This is a genomic window from Streptomyces dryopteridis, from assembly GCF_049606955.1.
Taxonomy (GTDB): Bacteria; Actinomycetota; Actinomycetes; order Streptomycetales; family Streptomycetaceae; genus Streptomyces.
The window spans coordinates 4808769-4827373 of record NZ_CP187113.1; the positions used below are offsets into that span (position 1 = coordinate 4808769).

At 74.9% G+C, this 18605-nt stretch carries 17 protein-coding genes; 10 read left to right on the forward strand and 7 right to left on the reverse strand.

The window, feature by feature from the left end:
- The first annotated feature begins 244 nt into the window (after positions 1 to 244).
- Positions 245 to 721 (forward strand): peptidase inhibitor family I36 protein, encoded by a 477-nt coding sequence (locus tag ACN20G_RS20535; RefSeq protein ID WP_424214262.1) that lies wholly within the window; start codon positions 245 to 247, stop codon positions 719 to 721.
- A gap of 64 nt (positions 722 to 785) precedes the next feature.
- Here the strand turns inward: ACN20G_RS20535 and ACN20G_RS20540 are convergent, their stop codons facing one another.
- From ACN20G_RS20540 to ACN20G_RS20550, 3 genes are all read right to left on the reverse strand, one after another.
- On the reverse strand, positions 786 to 1292 hold the full coding sequence (locus ACN20G_RS20540; protein ID WP_424214263.1) for a pyridoxamine 5'-phosphate oxidase family protein: 507 nt from the start codon (positions 1290 to 1292) through the stop codon (positions 786 to 788).
- Positions 1293 to 1418: 126 nt separating this feature from the next.
- Positions 1419 to 2663: an acyl-CoA dehydrogenase family protein gene (locus tag ACN20G_RS20545; RefSeq protein WP_424214264.1), complete on the reverse strand. Its 1245-nt coding sequence runs from the start codon at positions 2661 to 2663 to the stop codon at positions 1419 to 1421.
- Positions 2664 to 2764: 101 nt separating this feature from the next.
- Positions 2765 to 4408: a FadD3 family acyl-CoA ligase gene (locus tag ACN20G_RS20550; protein WP_424214265.1), complete on the reverse strand. Its 1644-nt coding sequence runs from the start codon at positions 4406 to 4408 to the stop codon at positions 2765 to 2767.
- Positions 4409 to 4710: 302 nt separating this feature from the next.
- Here ACN20G_RS20550 and ACN20G_RS20555 point away from each other — a divergent pair, with 302 nt between their 5' ends.
- On the forward strand, positions 4711 to 5175 hold the full coding sequence (locus ACN20G_RS20555) for a flavin reductase family protein (protein ID WP_424214266.1): 465 nt from the start codon (positions 4711 to 4713) through the stop codon (positions 5173 to 5175).
- Between the two features lie 109 nt (positions 5176 to 5284).
- On the opposite strand, the gene ACN20G_RS20560 is transcribed toward ACN20G_RS20555, so the two are convergent.
- Positions 5285 to 5911 carry a PadR family transcriptional regulator gene (locus ACN20G_RS20560; protein WP_424215607.1) on the reverse strand — a complete coding sequence of 209 codons (627 nt, stop codon included), beginning with the start codon at positions 5909 to 5911 and terminating at the stop codon, positions 5285 to 5287.
- Between the two features lie 101 nt (positions 5912 to 6012).
- Here ACN20G_RS20560 and ACN20G_RS20565 point away from each other — a divergent pair, with 101 nt between their 5' ends.
- The 4 genes from ACN20G_RS20565 (at position 6013) to ACN20G_RS20580 (ending at position 11239) form a co-directional block, all read left to right on the forward strand.
- Positions 6013 to 7143, forward strand: coding sequence for an LLM class flavin-dependent oxidoreductase (locus ACN20G_RS20565; RefSeq protein ID WP_424215608.1), 1131 nt, complete (start codon positions 6013 to 6015; stop codon positions 7141 to 7143).
- Between the two features lie 3 nt (positions 7144 to 7146).
- Positions 7147 to 7875, forward strand: a complete 729-nt coding sequence (locus ACN20G_RS20570) for an SDR family NAD(P)-dependent oxidoreductase (protein WP_424214267.1) — start codon at positions 7147 to 7149, stop codon at positions 7873 to 7875.
- Between the two features lie 2162 nt (positions 7876 to 10037).
- Positions 10038 to 10424 (forward strand): ADP-ribosylation/crystallin J1, encoded by a 387-nt coding sequence (locus tag ACN20G_RS20575; protein ID WP_424214268.1) that lies wholly within the window; start codon positions 10038 to 10040, stop codon positions 10422 to 10424.
- Positions 10425 to 10498: 74 nt separating this feature from the next.
- Positions 10499 to 11239, forward strand: coding sequence for a class I SAM-dependent methyltransferase (locus tag ACN20G_RS20580; protein ID WP_424214269.1), 741 nt, complete (start codon positions 10499 to 10501; stop codon positions 11237 to 11239).
- 27 nt (positions 11240 to 11266) lie between these two features.
- Here ACN20G_RS20580 and ACN20G_RS20585 read toward each other — a convergent pair whose 3' ends face one another.
- The 3 genes from ACN20G_RS20585 to ACN20G_RS20595 are packed head-to-tail and all read right to left on the reverse strand — an operon-like array spanning position 11267 to position 14399.
- Entirely contained in the window at positions 11267 to 12301 is a 1035-nt protein-coding gene (locus tag ACN20G_RS20585; protein ID WP_424214270.1) for an acyl-CoA dehydrogenase family protein, read from the reverse strand.
- Positions 12301 to 13446: an acyl-CoA dehydrogenase family protein gene (locus ACN20G_RS20590; protein WP_424214271.1), complete on the reverse strand. Its 1146-nt coding sequence runs from the start codon at positions 13444 to 13446 to the stop codon at positions 12301 to 12303. The genes ACN20G_RS20585 and ACN20G_RS20590 overlap by 1 nt, the downstream gene beginning before the upstream one ends.
- Positions 13437 to 14399 carry an enoyl-CoA hydratase gene (locus tag ACN20G_RS20595; protein ID WP_424214272.1) on the reverse strand — a complete coding sequence of 321 codons (963 nt, stop codon included), beginning with the start codon at positions 14397 to 14399 and terminating at the stop codon, positions 13437 to 13439. The genes ACN20G_RS20590 and ACN20G_RS20595 overlap by 10 nt, the downstream gene beginning before the upstream one ends.
- A 47-nt stretch (positions 14400 to 14446) precedes the next feature.
- Between ACN20G_RS20595 and ACN20G_RS20600 the strand changes: the two genes are divergently transcribed.
- From ACN20G_RS20600 to ACN20G_RS20615, 4 genes are all read left to right on the forward strand, one after another.
- A complete protein-coding gene (locus ACN20G_RS20600) occupies positions 14447 to 15670 on the forward strand; it encodes an acyl-CoA dehydrogenase family protein (protein WP_424214273.1) in 1224 nt (407 codons plus the stop codon).
- Positions 15667 to 16503, forward strand: coding sequence for an SDR family oxidoreductase (locus ACN20G_RS20605; RefSeq protein WP_424214274.1), 837 nt, complete (start codon positions 15667 to 15669; stop codon positions 16501 to 16503). Before ACN20G_RS20600 ends, ACN20G_RS20605 begins: the two co-directional genes overlap by 4 nt.
- An 89-nt stretch (positions 16504 to 16592) precedes the next feature.
- A complete protein-coding gene (locus tag ACN20G_RS20610) occupies positions 16593 to 17192 on the forward strand; it encodes a TetR/AcrR family transcriptional regulator (RefSeq protein WP_424215609.1) in 600 nt (199 codons plus the stop codon).
- Between the two features lie 25 nt (positions 17193 to 17217).
- On the forward strand, positions 17218 to 18375 hold the full coding sequence (locus tag ACN20G_RS20615) for an acetyl-CoA C-acetyltransferase (protein WP_424214275.1): 1158 nt from the start codon (positions 17218 to 17220) through the stop codon (positions 18373 to 18375).
- Positions 18376 to 18605: the final 230 nt, after the last annotated feature.

An 18605-nucleotide genomic window follows, 5' to 3' on the forward strand; every position in this document is an offset into this window, starting at 1 on the left:
AGCCGAGATCGAAGCCGAGATCGAAGCCGCGCCGAGGTCGGGACCGATGCTGCCCCGGCCGCGCGGCGATCACCAACGCGAACTCTCGCCAGAATTCCCCGGCCGTGACGGAAAAACGATCTCAGGCGCTCGGAATTGCGCCCTCCGGAACGTGTCGCGATTCGACAATACGGAGATCGGCGGGTTCGGCACGCTGGGGCACCGATCCGCCGGAACTCCCGGCGAAAGAGCCCAGGAGAACGTCATGCGCAGGATTCTCGGCCGACTGGCCGCCGTCGCCTTCGCCCTCGCACTCACCGGCGGCGCCACCGGAGCCGCCCAGGCCCAGCCGGACGCCGGGCAGGCCGCGCCGACCGCCGTGGCCGCCGGTGCGCCGCAGGCCAAGGACGCGCTCGTCGGGCCCTTCGACATGAGCAAGGGAGAGTCGGCCGCCCTCGGCTGGGACAACTGTCTGCACGGCCAGGCGTGCCTGTTCCAGAACGCCAACGGCGGCGGCTGGATGTGGGTCGTCCCCGCCTGCAACGTCAACTACAACCTGAACGACTACGGGATCAACAACAAGACCAGTTCCGTGTGGAACCGCGCCGGCAGCACCCTGTACGCCTACGACGGCAACGGGACCGGCCTGCTCGCGACCTACGCCAAATTCGGGCCGACCATCAACGTGCCCTCCGCCCACAACGACAAGATCAGCTCCGTGTGGGCGCCCTGCGGCGGCTGATCCCCGGGCCCACCGACGGGGCCCGTCCCGGCCCGGGGGGACCGGGACGGGCCCTCGCCCGACGTCACTCCTCGCGGGTGGTCGGGTCCGCGTCCGTGCGGCGCAGGACCCGGACGCGCGGGGCGCCGGGCGTCCACAGGCGGACGACCAGGTCGTCCCCGTCGACCGCCGTGTGCACCACCTCGCCCAGTTCGACGCGGAACAGGTGCCCCTCCCCGGGCGGGGTCCCCGTCTCCTCCGCCCACCGGTGCAGCTCGGGCGGGTCGACGAGCTCCACCGCCCGACCCGAGATCCGCACGTCTCCCTCCGGCATCCGGTCGTCGGCCCCGGGGTTCGCGAACAGCGAGAACCGACCGTCACGCACCAGGTCGGCCGCCTTGCGGCTGCCCGTCATCATGCCCAGCCACAGCTCCCCGCCCCGGAACTCCACCGTCTGCCCGCTCAGCCGCGGCGACCCGTCCCGGCGCAGGGTGCCCAGCACGTGGTGGGGGTGGTGCGAGAACCGCTTCTCGACCCGCTCGGCGAACTCCGGCGCGGCCGTCCGGAACGCGTCCCAATGATTCGTCGTCATCCGGTCATCATCGCCGGCGCCGCCCCGAACCGCCCGACGTCGAGCCGAAACCGGCCGGGGCGTGTCCGGCGGCGGGGCGGCGTGTGTGGTGGCGGGGCGTGTGCGGTGGTCAGGCGTGTGCGGTTGTCAGGGCGAGTCCGGGCCCGGGCCCAGCCCCAGCAGGGTCGCCAGCCGGTCACGGTGGTGCTCCGGGGAGCCGAACAGGATCGCGTCCCCGTGCGCCCGCTTGAAGTGGTGGTGCGCCGCGGCCTCCCAGGTGATGCCGATCCCGCCGTGCAACTGCACCGTCTCGCCCGCCACGAACGTCGCCGCCCGCGCGCAGGCCGACCGGGCCGCCGCCGCCGGGCCCGGCGCCGCGTCCGAGGCCGCCGCCGCCAGCATCGAGGCCCGCGCCGTCTCCACCGCCGTCCACATGTCCGCCAACCGGTGCTTGACCGCCTGGAACGAGCCGATGGGCCGCCCGAACTGCACCCGGTCCAGGGCGTGCGCCACCGTGAACTCCACCGCCCGTTCGGCCGCGCCCACCTGCTCGGCCGCCAGCGCCACGCACGCCAGGTCCCGGACCCGCCCCAGCACCCGCGCCCCCTCCGCCGTCCCCGGGCCGGTGACGCGTCGGGCCGGCACCCCGGCCAGCTCGAACTCCGCCAGCGGACGGGTGGTGTCGAGGGTGGCACGGACCCGGAACCCGGTGGGCGGGGCCGCGGTCTCGAACAGGGCGAGCGGGCCGTCCGGGTCCCCGACCCGCGCGAACACCAGCACCACCTCCGGCACCGGCACCCGGCCCGCCGCGTCCACCGGCCCCACCGGCACCCAGCCCTTCACCCCCGTCAACCGCCACCCCGGCCCGTCGTGGCCGTCGGCGCCGTGGCCCTCGGCCGTCGGCACGGCCACCGTGCGGCACGCCTCCGGCGCCCACGGGTCCCGGGACCGGTCCCCGGCCTCCGCCCACGCCAGCGCCGCCGAGGTACGCCCCTCCGCCAGTCCCGGCAGCAACCGCGCCGCCGCCTCCGCCCCCGCCGGGCCCCCGTCCGCCGCCGACACCAGCGCCCCCGTGGCCACCACCGCCGAGCCCAGGAACGGCACCGGGGACAGCACGCGGCCCAGCTCCACGCCCACCGCCGCCGTCTCCACCGGCCCCTGCCCCAAGCCCCCGTACTCCTCCGGCACCGCCAGCCCCGCCACCCCCACCCGTTCCACCAACGGCCCCCAGGCCGCGCCGCCCTCCCGACGGGTCAGCACGGAGCGCACCGCGCGGGCCAGCTCGGCCGTCTCGGGCGCGGGCGCCAGGGTGCCGATCGCCGGGTCGAAACCCACCGACAGGGGGGTGGGCACGGGGGAGGGCGCGGGGGCGAGGGTCTGCGGGGGCGTCATGTGCGGTCGCCTTTCGTGGGGCGGGGGGAGCCGGGGCCGGGGAGAGGGGGGCGGGGAGACGGGGGTGCGGGTGCGGGTGCGAGGGACGCGGGCGCGCCTGGTCAGGGGGTGGTCGGGGTGGCTGCGCGGGCGGCCCGCCGCAGGGGGTCCTTGAGGACCTTGCCGCCCGCGTTGCGCGGCAGCTCCGGCAGTCGCGCGAACCGGCGCGGCACCTTGAAGTTCGCCAGCCGCTCCCGACTCCACGCCGTCAACTCGGCCTCGGAAAGCTCCCGTTCAGTGACCAGGAAGGCCACGCCCACCTCGCCGAGCCGGTCGTCTGGGGCGCCGACTACCGCCGCGTCCAGCACCGCCGGATGCGTCAGCAGCACCTGCTCCACCTCGGCCGGGTAGGCGTTGAACCCGCCCACCACGTACATGTCCTTGAGCCGGTCGGTGATGGTCAGGTAGCCGCGTTCGTCGAGGGTGCCCACGTCGCCGGTGCGCAGCCAGCCGTCGGGCAGCACCGCCTCCGCCGTGGCCGCCGGATCGTCGAGGTATCCGGGGGTGACGTGGTAGCCGCGCACCTGGACCTCGCCGGGTTCTCCCGGCGGCAGGCTCCGGCCGCTCGGGTCGGCGATCCGGACCTCGGTGTCGGGCAGGGGCAGGCCCACGGTGTGGGCGAGGGTGTGGGCGTCGGCGTCCACCGGGTTGACGGTGACCACCCCGCCGGACTCGGTGAGCCCGTACGCCGTGAACACGTCCGGCACGCCGAGCCCGGTGCGGATCTCCGCGACCAGCGCGGTCGGTATCGACGCGGCGCCGGTGCCGGCCAGCCGCAGCGAGGACAGGTCGTGGCGGGCCAGGTCGGGGTGGCGCAGCAGGCCGTGGAAGAGGGTGGGCGGGCCCATCAGCACCGAGATCCGCTCCCGCGCGATCCGGGCCGGTGCCCGCCGCGGGTCCCAGACCGCCTCGGGCAGCATCGTCGCCCCGCGCAGCAGGCAGGCCAGCACCCCGGCCTTCCAACCGAAGGCGTGGAAGAAGGGGTTGACGAGGAGGTAGCGGTCGCCGGCGCGCAGAGTGACGCGTTCGGCCCAGGCCGTGTACAGGCGGACGGCCTGCCCGTGCAGGGCGGTGACCCCCTTGGAGCGGCCGGTGGTGCCGGAGGTGTAGAGCACGTCGGACACGTCCTCGGGGCGCACGGCGTCGCGCCGGGCGCGGAGTTCGGCGCGCGGCACGCGGGCGCCGGCCGCGAGGTGCTCGTGCCAGGAGCGCCAGCGGCCTGGCTCCCCGCGCAGCACGACCACGGCCCCGGGGCCCGCCGCGCCGAGCGTGCCGAGGTCCTCGCCGGAGTCGGCGAGCGCGTCGGGGTAGTCGGTGCCGAGGAAGCCGCGTTCGGTGAACAGCAGGCGGGCGCCGCTGCGTCGGATCACGTCGGCGGCCTCGGCGGGCCGGTAGCGGGTGTTGACGGGGACGAGGACGGCGCCGACGGAGAGGGCGCCGAGCGCGGCGGTGATCCACTGCCGGCTGTTGGGGGCCCACAGGGCGACCCGGTCCCCGGGGGCGAGGCCGGCGGCGAGGACGGCGCGGGCGGACCGGGCCACCTCCTCGGCGAGCCGGGCGAAGCTCCAGCGGACCTCGCCGTCGACCAACGCCTCGCGGGGGCCGTGGAGTTCGGCCGCGTGCTCGACGAGCCGGGCCAGGGTGGGCGGCGGGGGAGCGGTGGGGGCGGGGGAAGCGGGGGGCACGTGCTGCTGCGGGCGGGTCACGGGGACTCCCTACTTGACGAGCGAGCGTGGCCGGTATCCAATCACAGGTGTTTCGGTTAGGCATATACCTAGTAGGTACATCGCTGGCGGTGTTCCGCGCCGCCCGCCCCGAGGGAACGTGTCGGAGGTCCCCCGTGCCGAGCACCACCACCCCCCAGAACCGCAATCCCGAGGGCCGGAGTCCCGAGGGCCGGAGTCCCGAGGGGCGTGGCCCCGCGAGTCGCGGCCCCGAGAGTCGGGGTCGCCATTGGGTCCGTACCCCAGCCCACTCCCCGACCCCGCCGCCGGTCGCCGACGCGGACATGCGCGCCGCCCTCGCCGGGTTCGCCACCGGCGTCGCCGTGGTCACCGCCCGCGCGACGGACGACGGCCGCCCCGTCGGCATGGCCGTGCAGTCCTTCTCCTCGGTCTCCCTGGACCCGCCGCTGGTCTGCTTCTGTCCGGCCCGCACCTCGTCCACCTGGCCGCTGATCCGCGCGGCCGGCGCCTTCGCCGTCAACATCCTCGCCGCCGACCAGCGCGAACTGTGCCGGGGCTTCGCCGTCACCGGCGGGGACAAGTTCGCGGGGGTGGACTGGACGCCCGCCGGCAACGGGGCCCCGCTGCTCACGGGCGCGCTCGCCACCGTCGAGTGCGAACTCGCCGAGGTGATCGAGGGCGGGGACCACCTGATCGCGCTGGGTCGGGTCACGGCCCTGCGCGCCCACCGCGAGACCGACCCGCTGCTGTACTTCCGTCGCTCCTACGGCCGACTGGCGGCGGCCTGAGGGGGCGGGGTCGGCGGGGTTCCGCGGGGGCCTGAGGCGGTCGGGGGCTGTGGTCGTTGGGGCCTGACGGGGTCCGCCCGGTGGTGCCGGCGTCCGGTGCCGGTCGGGCTCAGGCGCCGGTCCTGCGGTTCGGTCCCGTCGTGTCCGTGCCGCCGCCGCGTGCCGTGAGCTCCTCGATGTCGGCCACCATGGCCTCCGCCAGGTCCCGTTCGGCCCGGTAGTAGCGCTCCGCCCACTTGAGGGTCAGGGTCGGGTACGCCCAGGCCGCCTCGACCTCGGCCCCCGCCACGTCCGCCTCCGCCCGTCGGCGCATCCCCTCGGCGAACTCGCGGTGCCGGTCGAGCACGTCCCGCATCTGCTCGGGCTCCAGCAGGTGCCCCAGCCACAGGCGCAGCATCGGCCCGTGCTTGAGCACCGGCGGGTCCACGGGGGTGTCGCGGGCCCATGCGCGCACGGCGTCCAGGCCCTCCTCGGTGATCCGGTACACCCGCTTGTCGCGGGTCCCGGTCTCCTGGGCGACCAGCCGGGAGTCCGCGTAACCGGCCTTCTCCAGGCGCTTGAGCTCGCTGTAGATCTGGCTGAAGGACGGGCTCCAGTAGAAGAACCGCAGTGACCAGTCCGACCACTTCTTGAGGTCGTAGCCGGACAGCTCCTCGCCGAAGGAGAGCAGCCCGAGGACGGCCCAGCCGGTGGCGGGCAGGGCGGGCTTCTTCGTCTCGTCAGTCACGCAGCGCAGTCTACGGCCGCCCGTCGGGTCGACCCCGCGCCCGACCCTTCCCCCGTCGCGATATGACTGCTAGAAGTATTCCTAATCGAAATACCGAGCTGGAGGCATCCGTGAAGTTCTCGATGATCTTCGAGGCCCAGTTGGTGGACCCCACCCCCGAACGGGAACGCCAGACCATCCGCGACTGCGTCGAACAGGCCGTCTACGCCGAGGAGATGGGCTTCGACCGGATCTGGGCCGTCGAACACCACTCCCTCACCCAGTACGCGCACATGAGCGCCTCCGAGATCTTCCTCACCTGGGTCGCCGCCCGCACCGAACGCATCCGCATCGGACACGGCGTGGTCACCATGCCGTTCAACTACCAGCACCCCGTGCGCGTCGCCGAACGCGCCGCCATGCTCGACGTGCTCTCCGGCGGCCGCGTCGACATCGGCGCCGGCCGGGGCGCCACCCGGCAGGAGATGTCCATGTTCGGGGTGCGGCCCGAGGACACCTACCCGCAGATGGAGGAGGCCCTGCGGATCTTCGCCTCCGCCTGGCGGGAGGAGGAGTTCGAGTGGCACGGCACCCTCGACATCGGCCCCGGCGCGATCCTGCCCCGCCCCGTGCAGGACCCCCACCCGCCCCTGTTCATGGCCTGCTCCAAGCACGACACCCTCAAGCTCGCCGCCGAACTCGGCATCGGCGCCCTCGTCATGGGCTTCGCCGGCGCCGACGACGTGCGCGCCATGCGGAAGGTCTACGACGAGGCCATCGCCGGCCGCACCGGCGAACGCCTCGTCTCCACCGAGGTCAACGACCACCTCTCCGCCCTGTGCCCCACCATCGTCCTCGACGACGCCGAACGCGCCCTGCGCCTGGGCACCCGCGGCCAGCGCTTCTTCGCCGAGTCCATCGCCCACTGGTACGGCAACGGGCCCGAACCCACCGGCTGGTCCGAGGACGAGGACGCCGCGAGCCACGTCGCCGCCCTGGAGAAGGGCCGCGACGAACTCGTCGCCCGGCTCCACGAGGCCGCCATCCCCGCCCGCCCTGTCGACACCGGCACCTACAACGCCGCCCACGCCTACGGCAGCGCCGCCGACGCCATCGCCTACGTGGAACAACTCCGCGAGATCGGCGTCGACGAGGTGATGTGCCTCATCCAGATGGGCACCGTCCCCCAAGAGGCGTGCATGGAGACCATCCGCCACTGGGGCGAGACCGTCATCCCGCACTTCCGCGCCCTGGAGGGCTGAGACGTGGTCGACCTCGACGGCAGGACACTGATCGTGACGGGCGCCGGCCGCGGCCAGGGCGCCGCCGAGGCCCGACTGGCCGTCGCGGCCGGGGCGCGCGTCGTCCTCACCGACGTGCGGGAGGAGGAGGGCCGGGCGGTGGCCGCCGAACTCGGCAAGGCCGCCCGCTTCGTCCCCCACGACGTGACCGACCCCGCCGGCTGGGACCGGGTCGTGCGCGAGGCCCGCGAAGCCTTCGGCGGGGTGCACGCGCTCGTCAACAACGCGGCGCTGTGGCGGGTCGCGCACGTGGAGGAGCAGGACCCGGAGGTCTTCGAGACCCTGCTGCGAGTCAACCTCCTCGGCCCCTTCCACGGCATCCGCGCCGTGGCCCCGGCCCTGCGGGAGGCCGGTGGCGGGTCGATCGTCAACATCTCCTCCACCGCCGGACTCGTCGGCATCGCCGGCCACGCCGCCTACGGCTCCACCAAGTTCGGACTGCGCGGCCTGACCCGCTCGGCCGCGATCGACCTCGGCCAGGACCGCATCCGCGTCAACTCCGTACACCCGGGAGCGGTGGACACCCCGATGGTCGCGGGCGTGCTGGAACACCGCGACTGGTCCCACCTCCCACTGGGCCGCGTCGGCCGCCCGGAGGAGGTCGCCGAACTGGTCCTCTTCCTCTGCTCGGAAGCCGCCGCCTACATCACGGGCGCCGAATTCCCGGTGGACGGCGGCATGACGACCCGCTGAGGGGGGTGCGGGCGGGCGGGGCGCCGGACGGGGTGCGGGCGGGGCGGCGGGTGCGGGACGGCGTGTGGCGGGGGCGGCGGGTACGGGACGTCGTGTGCGGCGGCGTGCGCGGGGCGCCGGACGGTGAGCGGGCGGGGTGGCGGGTACGGGACGGCGAGCGCGGCGGGTCCCGGTGCGGGACGGCGAGCGCGGCGGCGCGTACGGGGCGCCGGACGGTGAGCGGGCGGGTCACGGTGCGGGATGTCGTGCGCGGCGGCGGGCACAGGGCGCCGGACGGTGAGCGGTGGGTCCCGGGTGCGGGACGTCGTGCGTCGTGCGGGGCGGCGGGTGTCGTACGGCGGGGGTGGGGCGCCGGACGGTGAGCGGCGGGCCCCGGGCGCCCAGTGTCGGGCGGCAGAGGGTGGGTGCCGGGGTGCCAGATGCGGGCGGCGTGCGGCGGACACGGGATGCGGGACGGCGAGCGTCGCGCGCCAGGCGGCGGGCGCGGGCTGCGGGGTGCCGGATCGCGAGCGCCGTGCGGCGAAGGCGGGTGCCGGGTGCCGGACGGTGAGCGCCGGGTGACGGGTGCCGGGGTGCCGGGGTGCCGGCCGGTGGGCGCTGGGTGACGGGTGCCAAGGTGTCAGCCGGGGGGCCGCGACCCGCGAGCTGCGACCTGCGGGCGGTGGGGCCGGTGGACATTGGGGCCGGGGTGTCGGACGAGCGGATGCCGGGTGACGACCGGTGGACGTCGCGTGCCGGGCGGCGGGCGGACCGGCCCCGAGGCCGCGCCCGGGTGCGGGCACGAGCACGGACACGGGCAGGCGGGCAGGCGGGCCGGTGGTAGGGCGGCTTGGCGGACGGCGGACGGCGGACGGCGGACGGCGGGGTGCGGGTGGAGCGTGGTGCGGTGGTGGAGCTGCTGCGGCGGGCGCCGTCGGCCGGGTGCGGGCCGTGGGTGGCTTGGTGGGTGGCTGGTGTGGTGTCGGGTCGTTCCCGTCAGCCCGATCGTCTCGCGTCGTCGGGGACGGCTTCAAGGGCGCTCCCTTCGGTCGCGTCGCTGCGCGATGGCGCTGCGCGCCACCCTTGACCCCGCCCCCGCCGACGCAAGCCAACCGCTCTGCCGGCACCGCCCCCAATCCGGAAAGAAACGTGCCGGGCGGCAGGACCGGCCCCGGCGAAGGCCGCCCCCTGCCTGCGGCCCGCCCCGTGGAAACGCACCAGGCCCGGCCGCGCCCAAGACGCCCATGCGTCAGACGGCTGGGGCATGTGGTGGCGCACCAGGCCCGGCCATGCCCGGGACGCCCACGCGCCAGACGGCCGCTCGACGTGGCGACACACCGTGCCAGTCGCAGCCGAGCCCGCCAGGTGTCAGAAGGCTGCCCCGTGTGGGCACACCAGCCCGGCCTCAGCCGGGCCCGCCAAGTGTCAGACGGCCGGGAGATGTGGCGACACACCGGACGGGACCCGGCGAGACCGCCAGGTGTCAGGCGGCCGGGGTTTTCGGGGTGGTACGACGGGCCCGCACGCGCCCTGGGTCGCCTGGTGGGTGCGGCGGGTGGCGGGGCGCACGGTCGCAGTTCATGGAGCAGACCACCCCAGCCGCCCCCGGACCTGACGCCTGCCGTGGACCAACTCCCGCCCCGAGCGAACCGGCGAACGGCCACGGCCCCAGGCCCCGGCTCCCCTCCGCCGCCCCTGGGAAAAGCTTTTGACTTGCCCGCCGCCGGCAGGCGGCCACCCCAACCCCACACAACCGCACCCCGCGAGACAACCCGCCCTCATCTCCGGGTACGCGCCCCACCCGCCCAACAAATAGGCGACGATGCTCCCAGGCGCCCACCCCGCGACACCCTCACCCACCAAGGCCCGCAATGCCCCAAACGCCCGATTCCCCAATCCTTGCTCAAAACCCCACCCCGCCGCCACAAACCCGCAGGTAAAAGACTCTGCTCCCCGCGCACGCGGGGATGGACCCGCCGGGGTCACGGACGTCGCGCTTGGCGAGGTCTGCTCCCCGCGCACGCGGGGATGGGCCCGGACAACGGGAAGGGCTCAGCCCGATCGAAGCCTGCTCCCTGCGCACGCGGGGATGGCTCGCCTGGGCCAAGGGGGGAGGCGGTGTCGTTGCGGGCGGCGGCGGAAATCGGGGGCGGCGTGGGGGGTGGGGTGGTTAGGGTGTTGGGATGAGTGGGGCTGTTGTCGACGTCGTTGTGCCCGCTGTCACCACCACGTTGTGGCGGCCTGTCGGGCCCGAGGAGCTTGAGTTGGTGCGGGCTTCCGGGTGGGCGGCCTGGCCGCCTCGGTTGGCTGAGCAGCCGATTTTCTATCCCGTGTTGAACGAGGACTACGCGATCCGCATCGCCCGCGACTGGAACGTGCCGCACAGCGGGATCGGGCACGTGACCCGGTTCGAGGTCGACACCGCGTTTCTCGCCCGGTACCCCGTGCGGCAGGTCGGTGGTGCCGGCATTCTCGAACTGTGGGTGCCGGCGGAGGAGTTGGACGAGTTCAACGCCCATATTCGGGGGTCGATCGAGCTCGTGCACACCTTCACCCCCACCCGCACCTGACCCCCGGGCTTCGTGACGTCGTCGGTTCCGCGAAGCGGCCGGCCGGCGTCCCGATCCCGCGCGACCATGCCCCCATGACCATCGACGCCTCCGGCCGCGCCCGCGCCCGGTCCTTCGACGCCGCCGCCGCGCTCTACGCCGCCCACCGGCCGTCCTACCCGCCCGCCCTCCTCGACGCCGTCGAGGAGCTCGCCGGTCGGCCGCTCGCCGACAGCCTCGCCGTCGACGTGGGCGCGGGCACCGGGCTGGCCACCGCCCTGTTGTACGAGCGCGGCGCGCGGGTCCTCGCCGTGGAACCCGGTGACGGCATGGCCGAGCAGTTCCGCCGGGACCTGCCGCACCTGCCCGTCGTGCGGGGCGTCGGCGAGCACCTGCCGCTCGCCGACCGCAGCGTCGACCTCGTCACCTACGCCCAGGCTTTCCACTGGACCGATCCGGCCCGATCCGTGCCCGAGGCCCGTCGGGTGTTGCGGCCCGGCGGGGCCCTCGCCCTGTGGTGGAACGACTGGGACACCGACACGGACTGGCTCGCCGCGCAGGACCGGCGGATCCGCGGGTTCTTCGACGCGATCGGGGTGTCCCTGCGCGACGTGCCCGTCGATCCGCCGTTCGTCGCCCGGCGGGTCACGTGGTCGCGCCGGTTGACCCTCGACGCGCACCTCGCCAATCACGCCAGCCACTCCGCGTTCCTGCTGCTCGGCGCGGCCGGCACCCACGAGTTCCTGGCCCGTGAACGGGACCGGTTGGCCGCCCTGTTCCCCGAGGGGGTGGTGGAGGAACGGTACGTGACCAGTTTGTTCGTCGCCCGGCCTTGAGGCCGCCCCTGAGCGCTGTTCGTCGTGTCAGCCGGCGCCGTGGGTCACCACCAGTTCCCGGCAACGGGCCGGGGTGCCCCACGCGTCGCGCAGGGGGCGGGCCCGGCGCAGCCACAGCGAGAGGTCCAGCTCCTCGGTGTAGCCCACCGCGCCGTGCACCCGCAGCGCCGTGCCCGCCGCCGCGTACGCCGCCTCCCCGGCCGCCAGCTTCGCCGCCGCCACCGGACCCACCGCCGCGCCCTCCGGGCCGGGCCCTTCGAGGGTCGCCGCCGCCGCCCACAGCAGCGGACGGGCGAACTCCAGGCCCAGCAGGGTGTCCGCCAGCCGGTGCTTGACCGCCTGGAACGAGCCGATCGGCACCCCGAACTGGGCGCGCTGCCCCGCGTATTGCACCGTCCGCGTCAACAGGGCCCCGCCCACCCCCAGCACCTGCGCCGCGGTGAGCAGTCGCGCCCAGGACTCGGCCGCGCGGGCCGCCGCGAGCACCCGTTCCCCGCTCGCCAGGAGCTCCCCGGCGGTGTCCCCGGCGGGCAGGCCGAGCCGGCGGGAGGGGTCCAGGGAGGGGACGGTCGGGGTGTCGGGCCCGCCCGCCAGCACGCGGAGCTCCCCGGCGGGGGTGACGGTGAACACGTGGTCCACCCGGTCGGCGTCCACCGCGTAGGGGCCGGAGCCCGGCAGGCGCAGGGTGGCGGTGGTGTCCCCGGACAGCAGGCCGGGCAGGAAGCGCTTGGTCGTCCGGTCCTCGCCCAGCGCCGACAGCAGCGCCGCGGTCGCCGCCGTCTCCACCAGGGGGCCCGGCGCCCCGGCCCGGCCCACCTCCACGAAGCCCACCGCCGCGACCACGGCGAGGGAGCCGAGCCCGCCTGCGTCCCCGGCCGCGCCCTCCTCCGGCGCGGCCAGCGCGAACAGTCCGGTCTCCGCGAGGCCCCGCCACACCGCCCGCCCCGGCCCCGGGTCCCCGGCCGCCCAGGCCCGGGCCACCGCCGGGACCTCCGCCGCCGCCAGCCGCGCGGCCACGCTGCGGCCGAAGTCCCGCTGCTCCTCCGTCAACAGAAAACGCATCAGCGCCGGCCCTTCGGAAGGCCGAGCAGCCGCTCGGCGACGATGTCCCGCTGGATCTCGTTGGTGCCCGCGTAGATCGGCCCGGCCAGGGAGAACACCCACGGCTCGGCCCATTCGCCGTCCGCGCGTTCCGCGTCCGGCCCCAGCAGGTCCAGGGCCGTCTCGTGCAGGGAGATGTCGAACTCGCTCCAGAACAGCTTGTTCAGGCTGGACTCGGCGCCGATGGTCTCCCCGGCCGCGAACCGCGCCGCGTTCCCCCACGTGAACAGGGCGTACGCGCGGGCCCCGACCAGCGCGTCCGCGACCCGGTCCCGGGTCGCGGTGTCCGCCGGGTCGCCCCGCTCCGCCCACAGGGCCGCCAGCCGGTCGGCCGCCGCCAGGAACCGGCCCGGGGCCCGCAGGGTCAGGCCGCGCTCGTTGCCGGTGGTGGACATCGCGATCCGCCAGCCCTGCCCCACCTCCCCGATCACGTCCGCGTCCGGCACGAACACCCCGTCCAGGAACAGCTCCGCGAACGCCGGCTTGCCGTCCAGCCGGCCGATCGGCCGCACCGTCACCCCCGGCGCCCGCAGGTCGAACATCAGGTACGTCAGCCCCCGGTGCGGCCGGTCCGCCGCCGGGTCCGTGCGGAAGATCCCGAACGCGCGGTCCGCGAACGCCGCCCGCGAGGACCAGGTCTTCTGCCCCGACAGCGACCACCCGCGCTCGACGCGCTCCGCCCGCGAGGTCAGCGAGGCCAGGTCCGAGCCCGCGTTCGGCTCCGACCACGCCTGCGCCCAGATCGTCTCCCCGCTCGCCATCGCCGGCAGGATCCGGGCCCGCTGCTCGGCCGTGCCGTGCTCGAACAGGGTCGGCGCGAGCAGGTTCACGCCGTTCTGCGAGACCCGGCCCGGCGCCCCGGCCGCCCAGTACTCCTCCTCGAACACCAGCCAGTGCTCCAGGTCCACCCCGCGCCCGCCGAACTCCGCCGGCCAGGACACCGCCGACCAGCGGCCCGCCGCCAACTCCGCCTCCCACGCGCGGTGCGCGGCGAAGCCCTCGGCGGTCTCCAGGGAGGGCAGCGGACGGGACGGCACGTGCGCGCGCAGCCAGGCCCGGGCCTCGGCCCGGAACTCCTCGACCGCCGCCGTGTGGGTCAACTCCATCGGGCACCCGCCTCCCGGGTCTCGGCGCCGGCGTCGGGCCCCTCGCCCGGCCGCTCGGCGCGCGCCTTCATCGCCGCCACGTCCACCCCGGCGAGGGAGTCGGCGGCGGTCTCCGCGTTGTGCGCGTGCGCCAGGTGGTGCAGGCCGAACACCGAGTCCATGCCCGTGTGCAGCCCCTGGAGGTCCTCGGCCTGGTTCACGGCCCGTTTCGTCAACGCCAGCCCGAAGGCCGGCATCTCGGCGATCCGCAGGGCCAGGCGTTCGGTCTCCGCGTCCAGGTCCGCCTCCGGCACCACCCGGTTGACCATGCCCACGGCCTCCGCCCGCGCCGCCGACATGCGGTCCCCGGTGTACAGGAACTCCTTCGCGATCCGCGGCGGCATCACCCACGGGTGCGCGAAGTACTCCACCCCCGGGATCCCCATCCGCAGCACCGGATCCGCGAAGAACGCCCCCTCCGAGGCCACGATCAGATCGCACACCCACGCCAGCATCAGCCCGCCCGCCACGCAGGCCCCGCGCACCGAGGCGATCACCGGCTTGGGCAGCTCCCGCCACCGCCGGCACATCCCCAGGTACACCTCCGACTCGCGCGCGAACCGGGCCTCCGCGCCCGGCCGGTCGCTGTGGTCCCACCACAGGCCGGCGCGCCGGTCGAAGGGGAGGTGGGCATCGCGCCCGGGGGTCCCGATGTCGTGCCCGGCCGAGAAGTGCGGGCCCGCGCCGCTCAGCACGACCACCTTCACCTCCGGGTCGGCGGAGGCCCGGTAGAAGGCGTCGTCCAGGGCGTAGGTCATCGCGCCGTTCTGCGCGTTGCGGTAGCGCGGCCGGTTCATGACGACGTGCGCGATCGGGCCGCGCCGTTCGTAGCGGACCACCGGTTCGGCCGTCTCGGCGGAGGTCGTCTCGGCGGAGGCCGGGTCGAGGTCGGCGGGGGAGGGGGCAGGGGACATGCGGAACATCCTTCCCTAACAAGTGTTTGGTAGGTTAACGTACGGCCATGAGCAGCGTCGAGGAGTTCCGCACCGAGGTCCGCGACTGGCTGCGGACCCACCTGGTCGGCGAATGGGCCGCCCTCAAGGGCCGCGGCGGTCCCGGCCGGGAACACGAGTGCTTCCCCGAACGCCTCGCCTGGGAACGGCACATGGCCGCGCACCGCTGGACCTGCGTCGGCTGGCCCGTCGAACACGGCGGACGCGGCGCCACCATCGAGCAGCAGATCGCCTTCCACGAGGAGTACGCCCTCGCCGACGCCCCCGCCCGCGTCAACCACATCGGCGAACAGCTCCTGGGCCCCACCCTCATCGACCACGGCACCCCCGAGCAGCGCGCCCGCTTCCTGGAACCGATCCGCGCCGTCACCGAACTCTGGTGCCAGGGCTACAGCGAACCCGAGGCCGGCTCCGACCTCGCCGCCGTCCGCACCCGCGCCGCCCTCGACCCCGACACCGGCCAATGGGTGCTGCACGGGCAGAAGACCTGGACCTCACTGGCCCACGTGGCCGACTGGTGCTTCGTCCTCGCCCGCACCGAACCCCTCGGCCCCGACGCCCCCCGCCACCGCGGCCTGTCCTACCTCCTGGTCCCCATGGACCAGCCCGGCGTCGAGGTCCGCCCCATCGTGCAGCTCACCGGCGGCGGCGAGTTCAACGAGGTCTTCCTCGACGGCGCCCACGCCGACGCCGCCCACGTGGTCGGCGCCCCCGGCGACGGCTGGCGGATCGCCCTGGCCACCCTCGGGTACGAACGCGGCGTCTCCACCCTCGGCCAACAGGTCGGCTTCCGCCGCGAATGGCAGGCCCTCGTCGAGACCGCCCGCGCCAACGGCGCCCTCGCCGACCCCGCCGTCCGCGACCGCCTCACCACCGCCTGGATCGACCTCGAAGCCATGCGCGCCGGCGCCCTGCGCCCCGACGCCCACCCCTCCGCCGCCAAACTCCACTGGTCCCGCTGGCACCGCGACCTCGGCGAACTCGCCATGAGCATCGCCGGCCCCGCCGGCCTCCTCGCCCCCGGCGACCGCCCCGCCGCGAGCCTCGCCGACGTGCGCGCCCACCCCGGCGGCCCCGGCCCCGCCCCCGACGAGGCCCCCTACGACCTCGACGACGCCCAACGGCTCTTCCTCTTCTCCCGCGCCGACACCATCTACGCCGGCTCCGACGAGATCCAACGCAACCTCATCGCCGAGCGGGTCCTCGGCCTGCCGAAGGAGGCACGGGCATGACCACCCCCGAGCGCCGCCCCCAGGACGCCGGCGACAGCGCCCGACGCCGCCCCCCGCCGCCCCCCTACGTCCCCGCCCACGGGCTGCTGCGCGGCCGTACCGCCGTGATCACCGCCGCCGCCGGCGCCGGCATCGGCGGCGCCACCGCCCGCCGCTTCCTCGAAGAGGGCGCCCGCGTCCTCATCGGCGACACCCACCACCGCCGCCTGAAGGAGACCGAGGCCGCCCTCGCCGCCGAATTCGGCGCCGACCACATCGCCTCCCAACCCTGCGACGTCACCGACGAGGACCAGGTCCGCGCCCTCTTCGCCCGCGCCGCCGAACTCCACGGCGGCCTCGACCTCGTCGTCAACAACGCCGGCCTCGGCGGCACCGCCGCCCTCGTCGACATGACCGACGAGCAGTGGTCCAAGGTCCTCGACGTCACCCTCAACGGCACCTTCCGCTGCACCCGCGCCGCCCTGCGCGCCTTCCGCGACAGCGGCCGGCCCGGCGTCATCGTCAACAACGCCTCCGTGATCGGCTGGCGCGCCCAGACCGGGCAGGCCCACTACGCCGCCGCCAAGGCCGGGGTCATGGCCCTCACCCGCTGCGCCGCCCTCGAAGCCGCCGAGCTCGGCGTCCGGATCAACGCCGTCGCCCCCAGCCTCGCCATGCACCCCCACCTCGCCAAGGTCACCAGCGCCGAACTCCTCGACGAACTCACCTCCCGCGAAGCCTTCGGCCGCTACGCCGAACCCTGGGAGATCGCCAACGTCATCGTCTTCCTCGCCGCCGACTACTCCTCCTACATGACCGGCGAGACCGTCTCCGTCAGCAGCCAGCGGGCCTGAGCGGAACGGGCGACGACAATGGGCGGGTGCCGACGAACACCGAGAACACCAGCAAGAGCGGCCGGGCCCGCGGCAAAGGCCCCCAGCCCGTGACCGCCGCCCCCGAACGCCGCCGCGAACTCCTCGACACCGCCGCCGAGGTCTTCGCCGCCCAGGGCTACAACGCCACCACCGTCCGCAAGATCGCCGACGCCGCCGGCATGCTCGCCGGCAGCCTCTACTACCACTTCGACTCCAAGGAGTCGATGCTCGACGAGATCCTCTCGTCCTTCCTCACCGAACTCTGGGACGGCTACGACACCGTCCTCGCCGCCGGCCTGGGCCCCCGCGAGACCATCGAGGCCCTGGTCACCGAATCCTTCCGCGAGATCGACCGGCACCGCGCCGCCGTCGCCATCTACCAGAAGGAAGCCCGCACCCTCGCCGCCCAGGCCCGCTTCCACTACCTCTCCGACTCGCAGGTCAAATTCGAGGAAGCCTGGCTCGGCACCCTGGAACGCGGGGTCGCCGCCGGAGTCTTCCGCTCCGACCTCGACATCCGCCTCACCTACCGCTTCGTCCGCGACACCGTCTGGGTCGCCGCCTCCTGGTACCGACCCGGCGGACAGCACCGCCCCGAGGAGATCGCCCGCCAGTACCTCTCCATGGTCCTGGACGGCATCGCCCTGCGCACCGGACACCCCGCCTGACCCCACCCTTCGAGGAGCCGCAGCCATGCCCGAGGCATACATCGTCGACGCCGTCCGCACCCCCGTCGGACGCAGGAACGGGGGCCTGACGGCCGTCCACCCCGCCGACCTCGGCGCCCACGTCCTGGCCGCCCTCGTGGCCCGCACCGGCATCGACCCGGCCGCCGTCGAGGACGTGGTCTTCGGCTGCCTCGACACCGTCGGCCCGCAGGCCGGCGACATCGCCCGCACCGCCTGGCTCGCCGCCGGCCTGCCCGAGGAGGTCCCCGGCGTCACCGTCGACCGCCAGTGCGGCTCCAGCCAGCAGGCGATCCACTTCGCCGCCCAGGGCGTCCTGTCCGGCACCCAGGACCTCGTGGTCGCCGGCGGCACCCAGAACATGTCGATGATCCCCATCGCCTTCGCCTCCCGCCAGGCCGCCGAACCCCTCGGCCTCACAGAAGGCCCCTACCTCGGCTCCGCCGGCTGGCGCGCCCGCTACGGCGACGCCCCCGTCAACCAGTTCCACGGCGCCCAGCTCATCGCCGAGAAATGGGACATCAGCCGCCGCGACATGGAGGAATTCGCCCTCCGCTCCCACCAGCGCGCGATCACCGCCATCGACGAGGGCCGCTTCGACCGCGAGATCGTCCCCTACGGAGACCTCCGCCACGACGAGGGCCCCCGCCGCGACACCACCCTGGAGAAGATGGCCGGCCTGAAGCCCGTCGTCCCCGGCGGCACCATCACCGCCGCCGTCTCCTCCCAGGTCTCCGACGGCGCCGCCGCCATGCTCATCGCGAGCGAGGCCGCCGTCCGCACCCACGGCCTCACCCCCCGCGCCCGCGTCCACCACCTCTCCGTACGCGGCGAGGACCCCATCCGGATGCTCTCCGCCCCCATACCGGCCACCGCCCACGCCCTCAAGCGCACCGGCCTGTCCCTCGACGACATCGACCTCGTCGAGATCAACGAGGCATTCGCCCCCGTGGTCCTCGCCTGGCTCAAGGAGACCGGCGCCGACCCCGCCCGGGTCAACGTCAACGGCGGCGCCATCGCGCTCGGCCACCCCCTCGGCGCCACCGGCGTCAAACTCATGACCACCCTCCTGCACGAGCTGGAGCGCACCGGCGGACGCTACGGCCTCCAGACCATGTGCGAAGGCGGCGGCCAGGCCAACGTCACCATCGTCGAACGCCTCTGACCCCCGCCGACACGCCGCACGCCACGCCGCCCGAGACGATCCCGCCCCCGGGCCCGCGTCCGTGACCGACGACACCCCCGCGCCCCGCCCCGGCACGCCGTCCCCGGACCCCGTGCCGGGACGGGCCCCGCACCCCCGCGAGAACCCCGCGAGGCCAGTCCCGCCCGGGCCCCGACCGGGTCCTTTCTGTCGGTCGACCGACCGGCCCGGGCCGGACGGCCGGCAGGGCC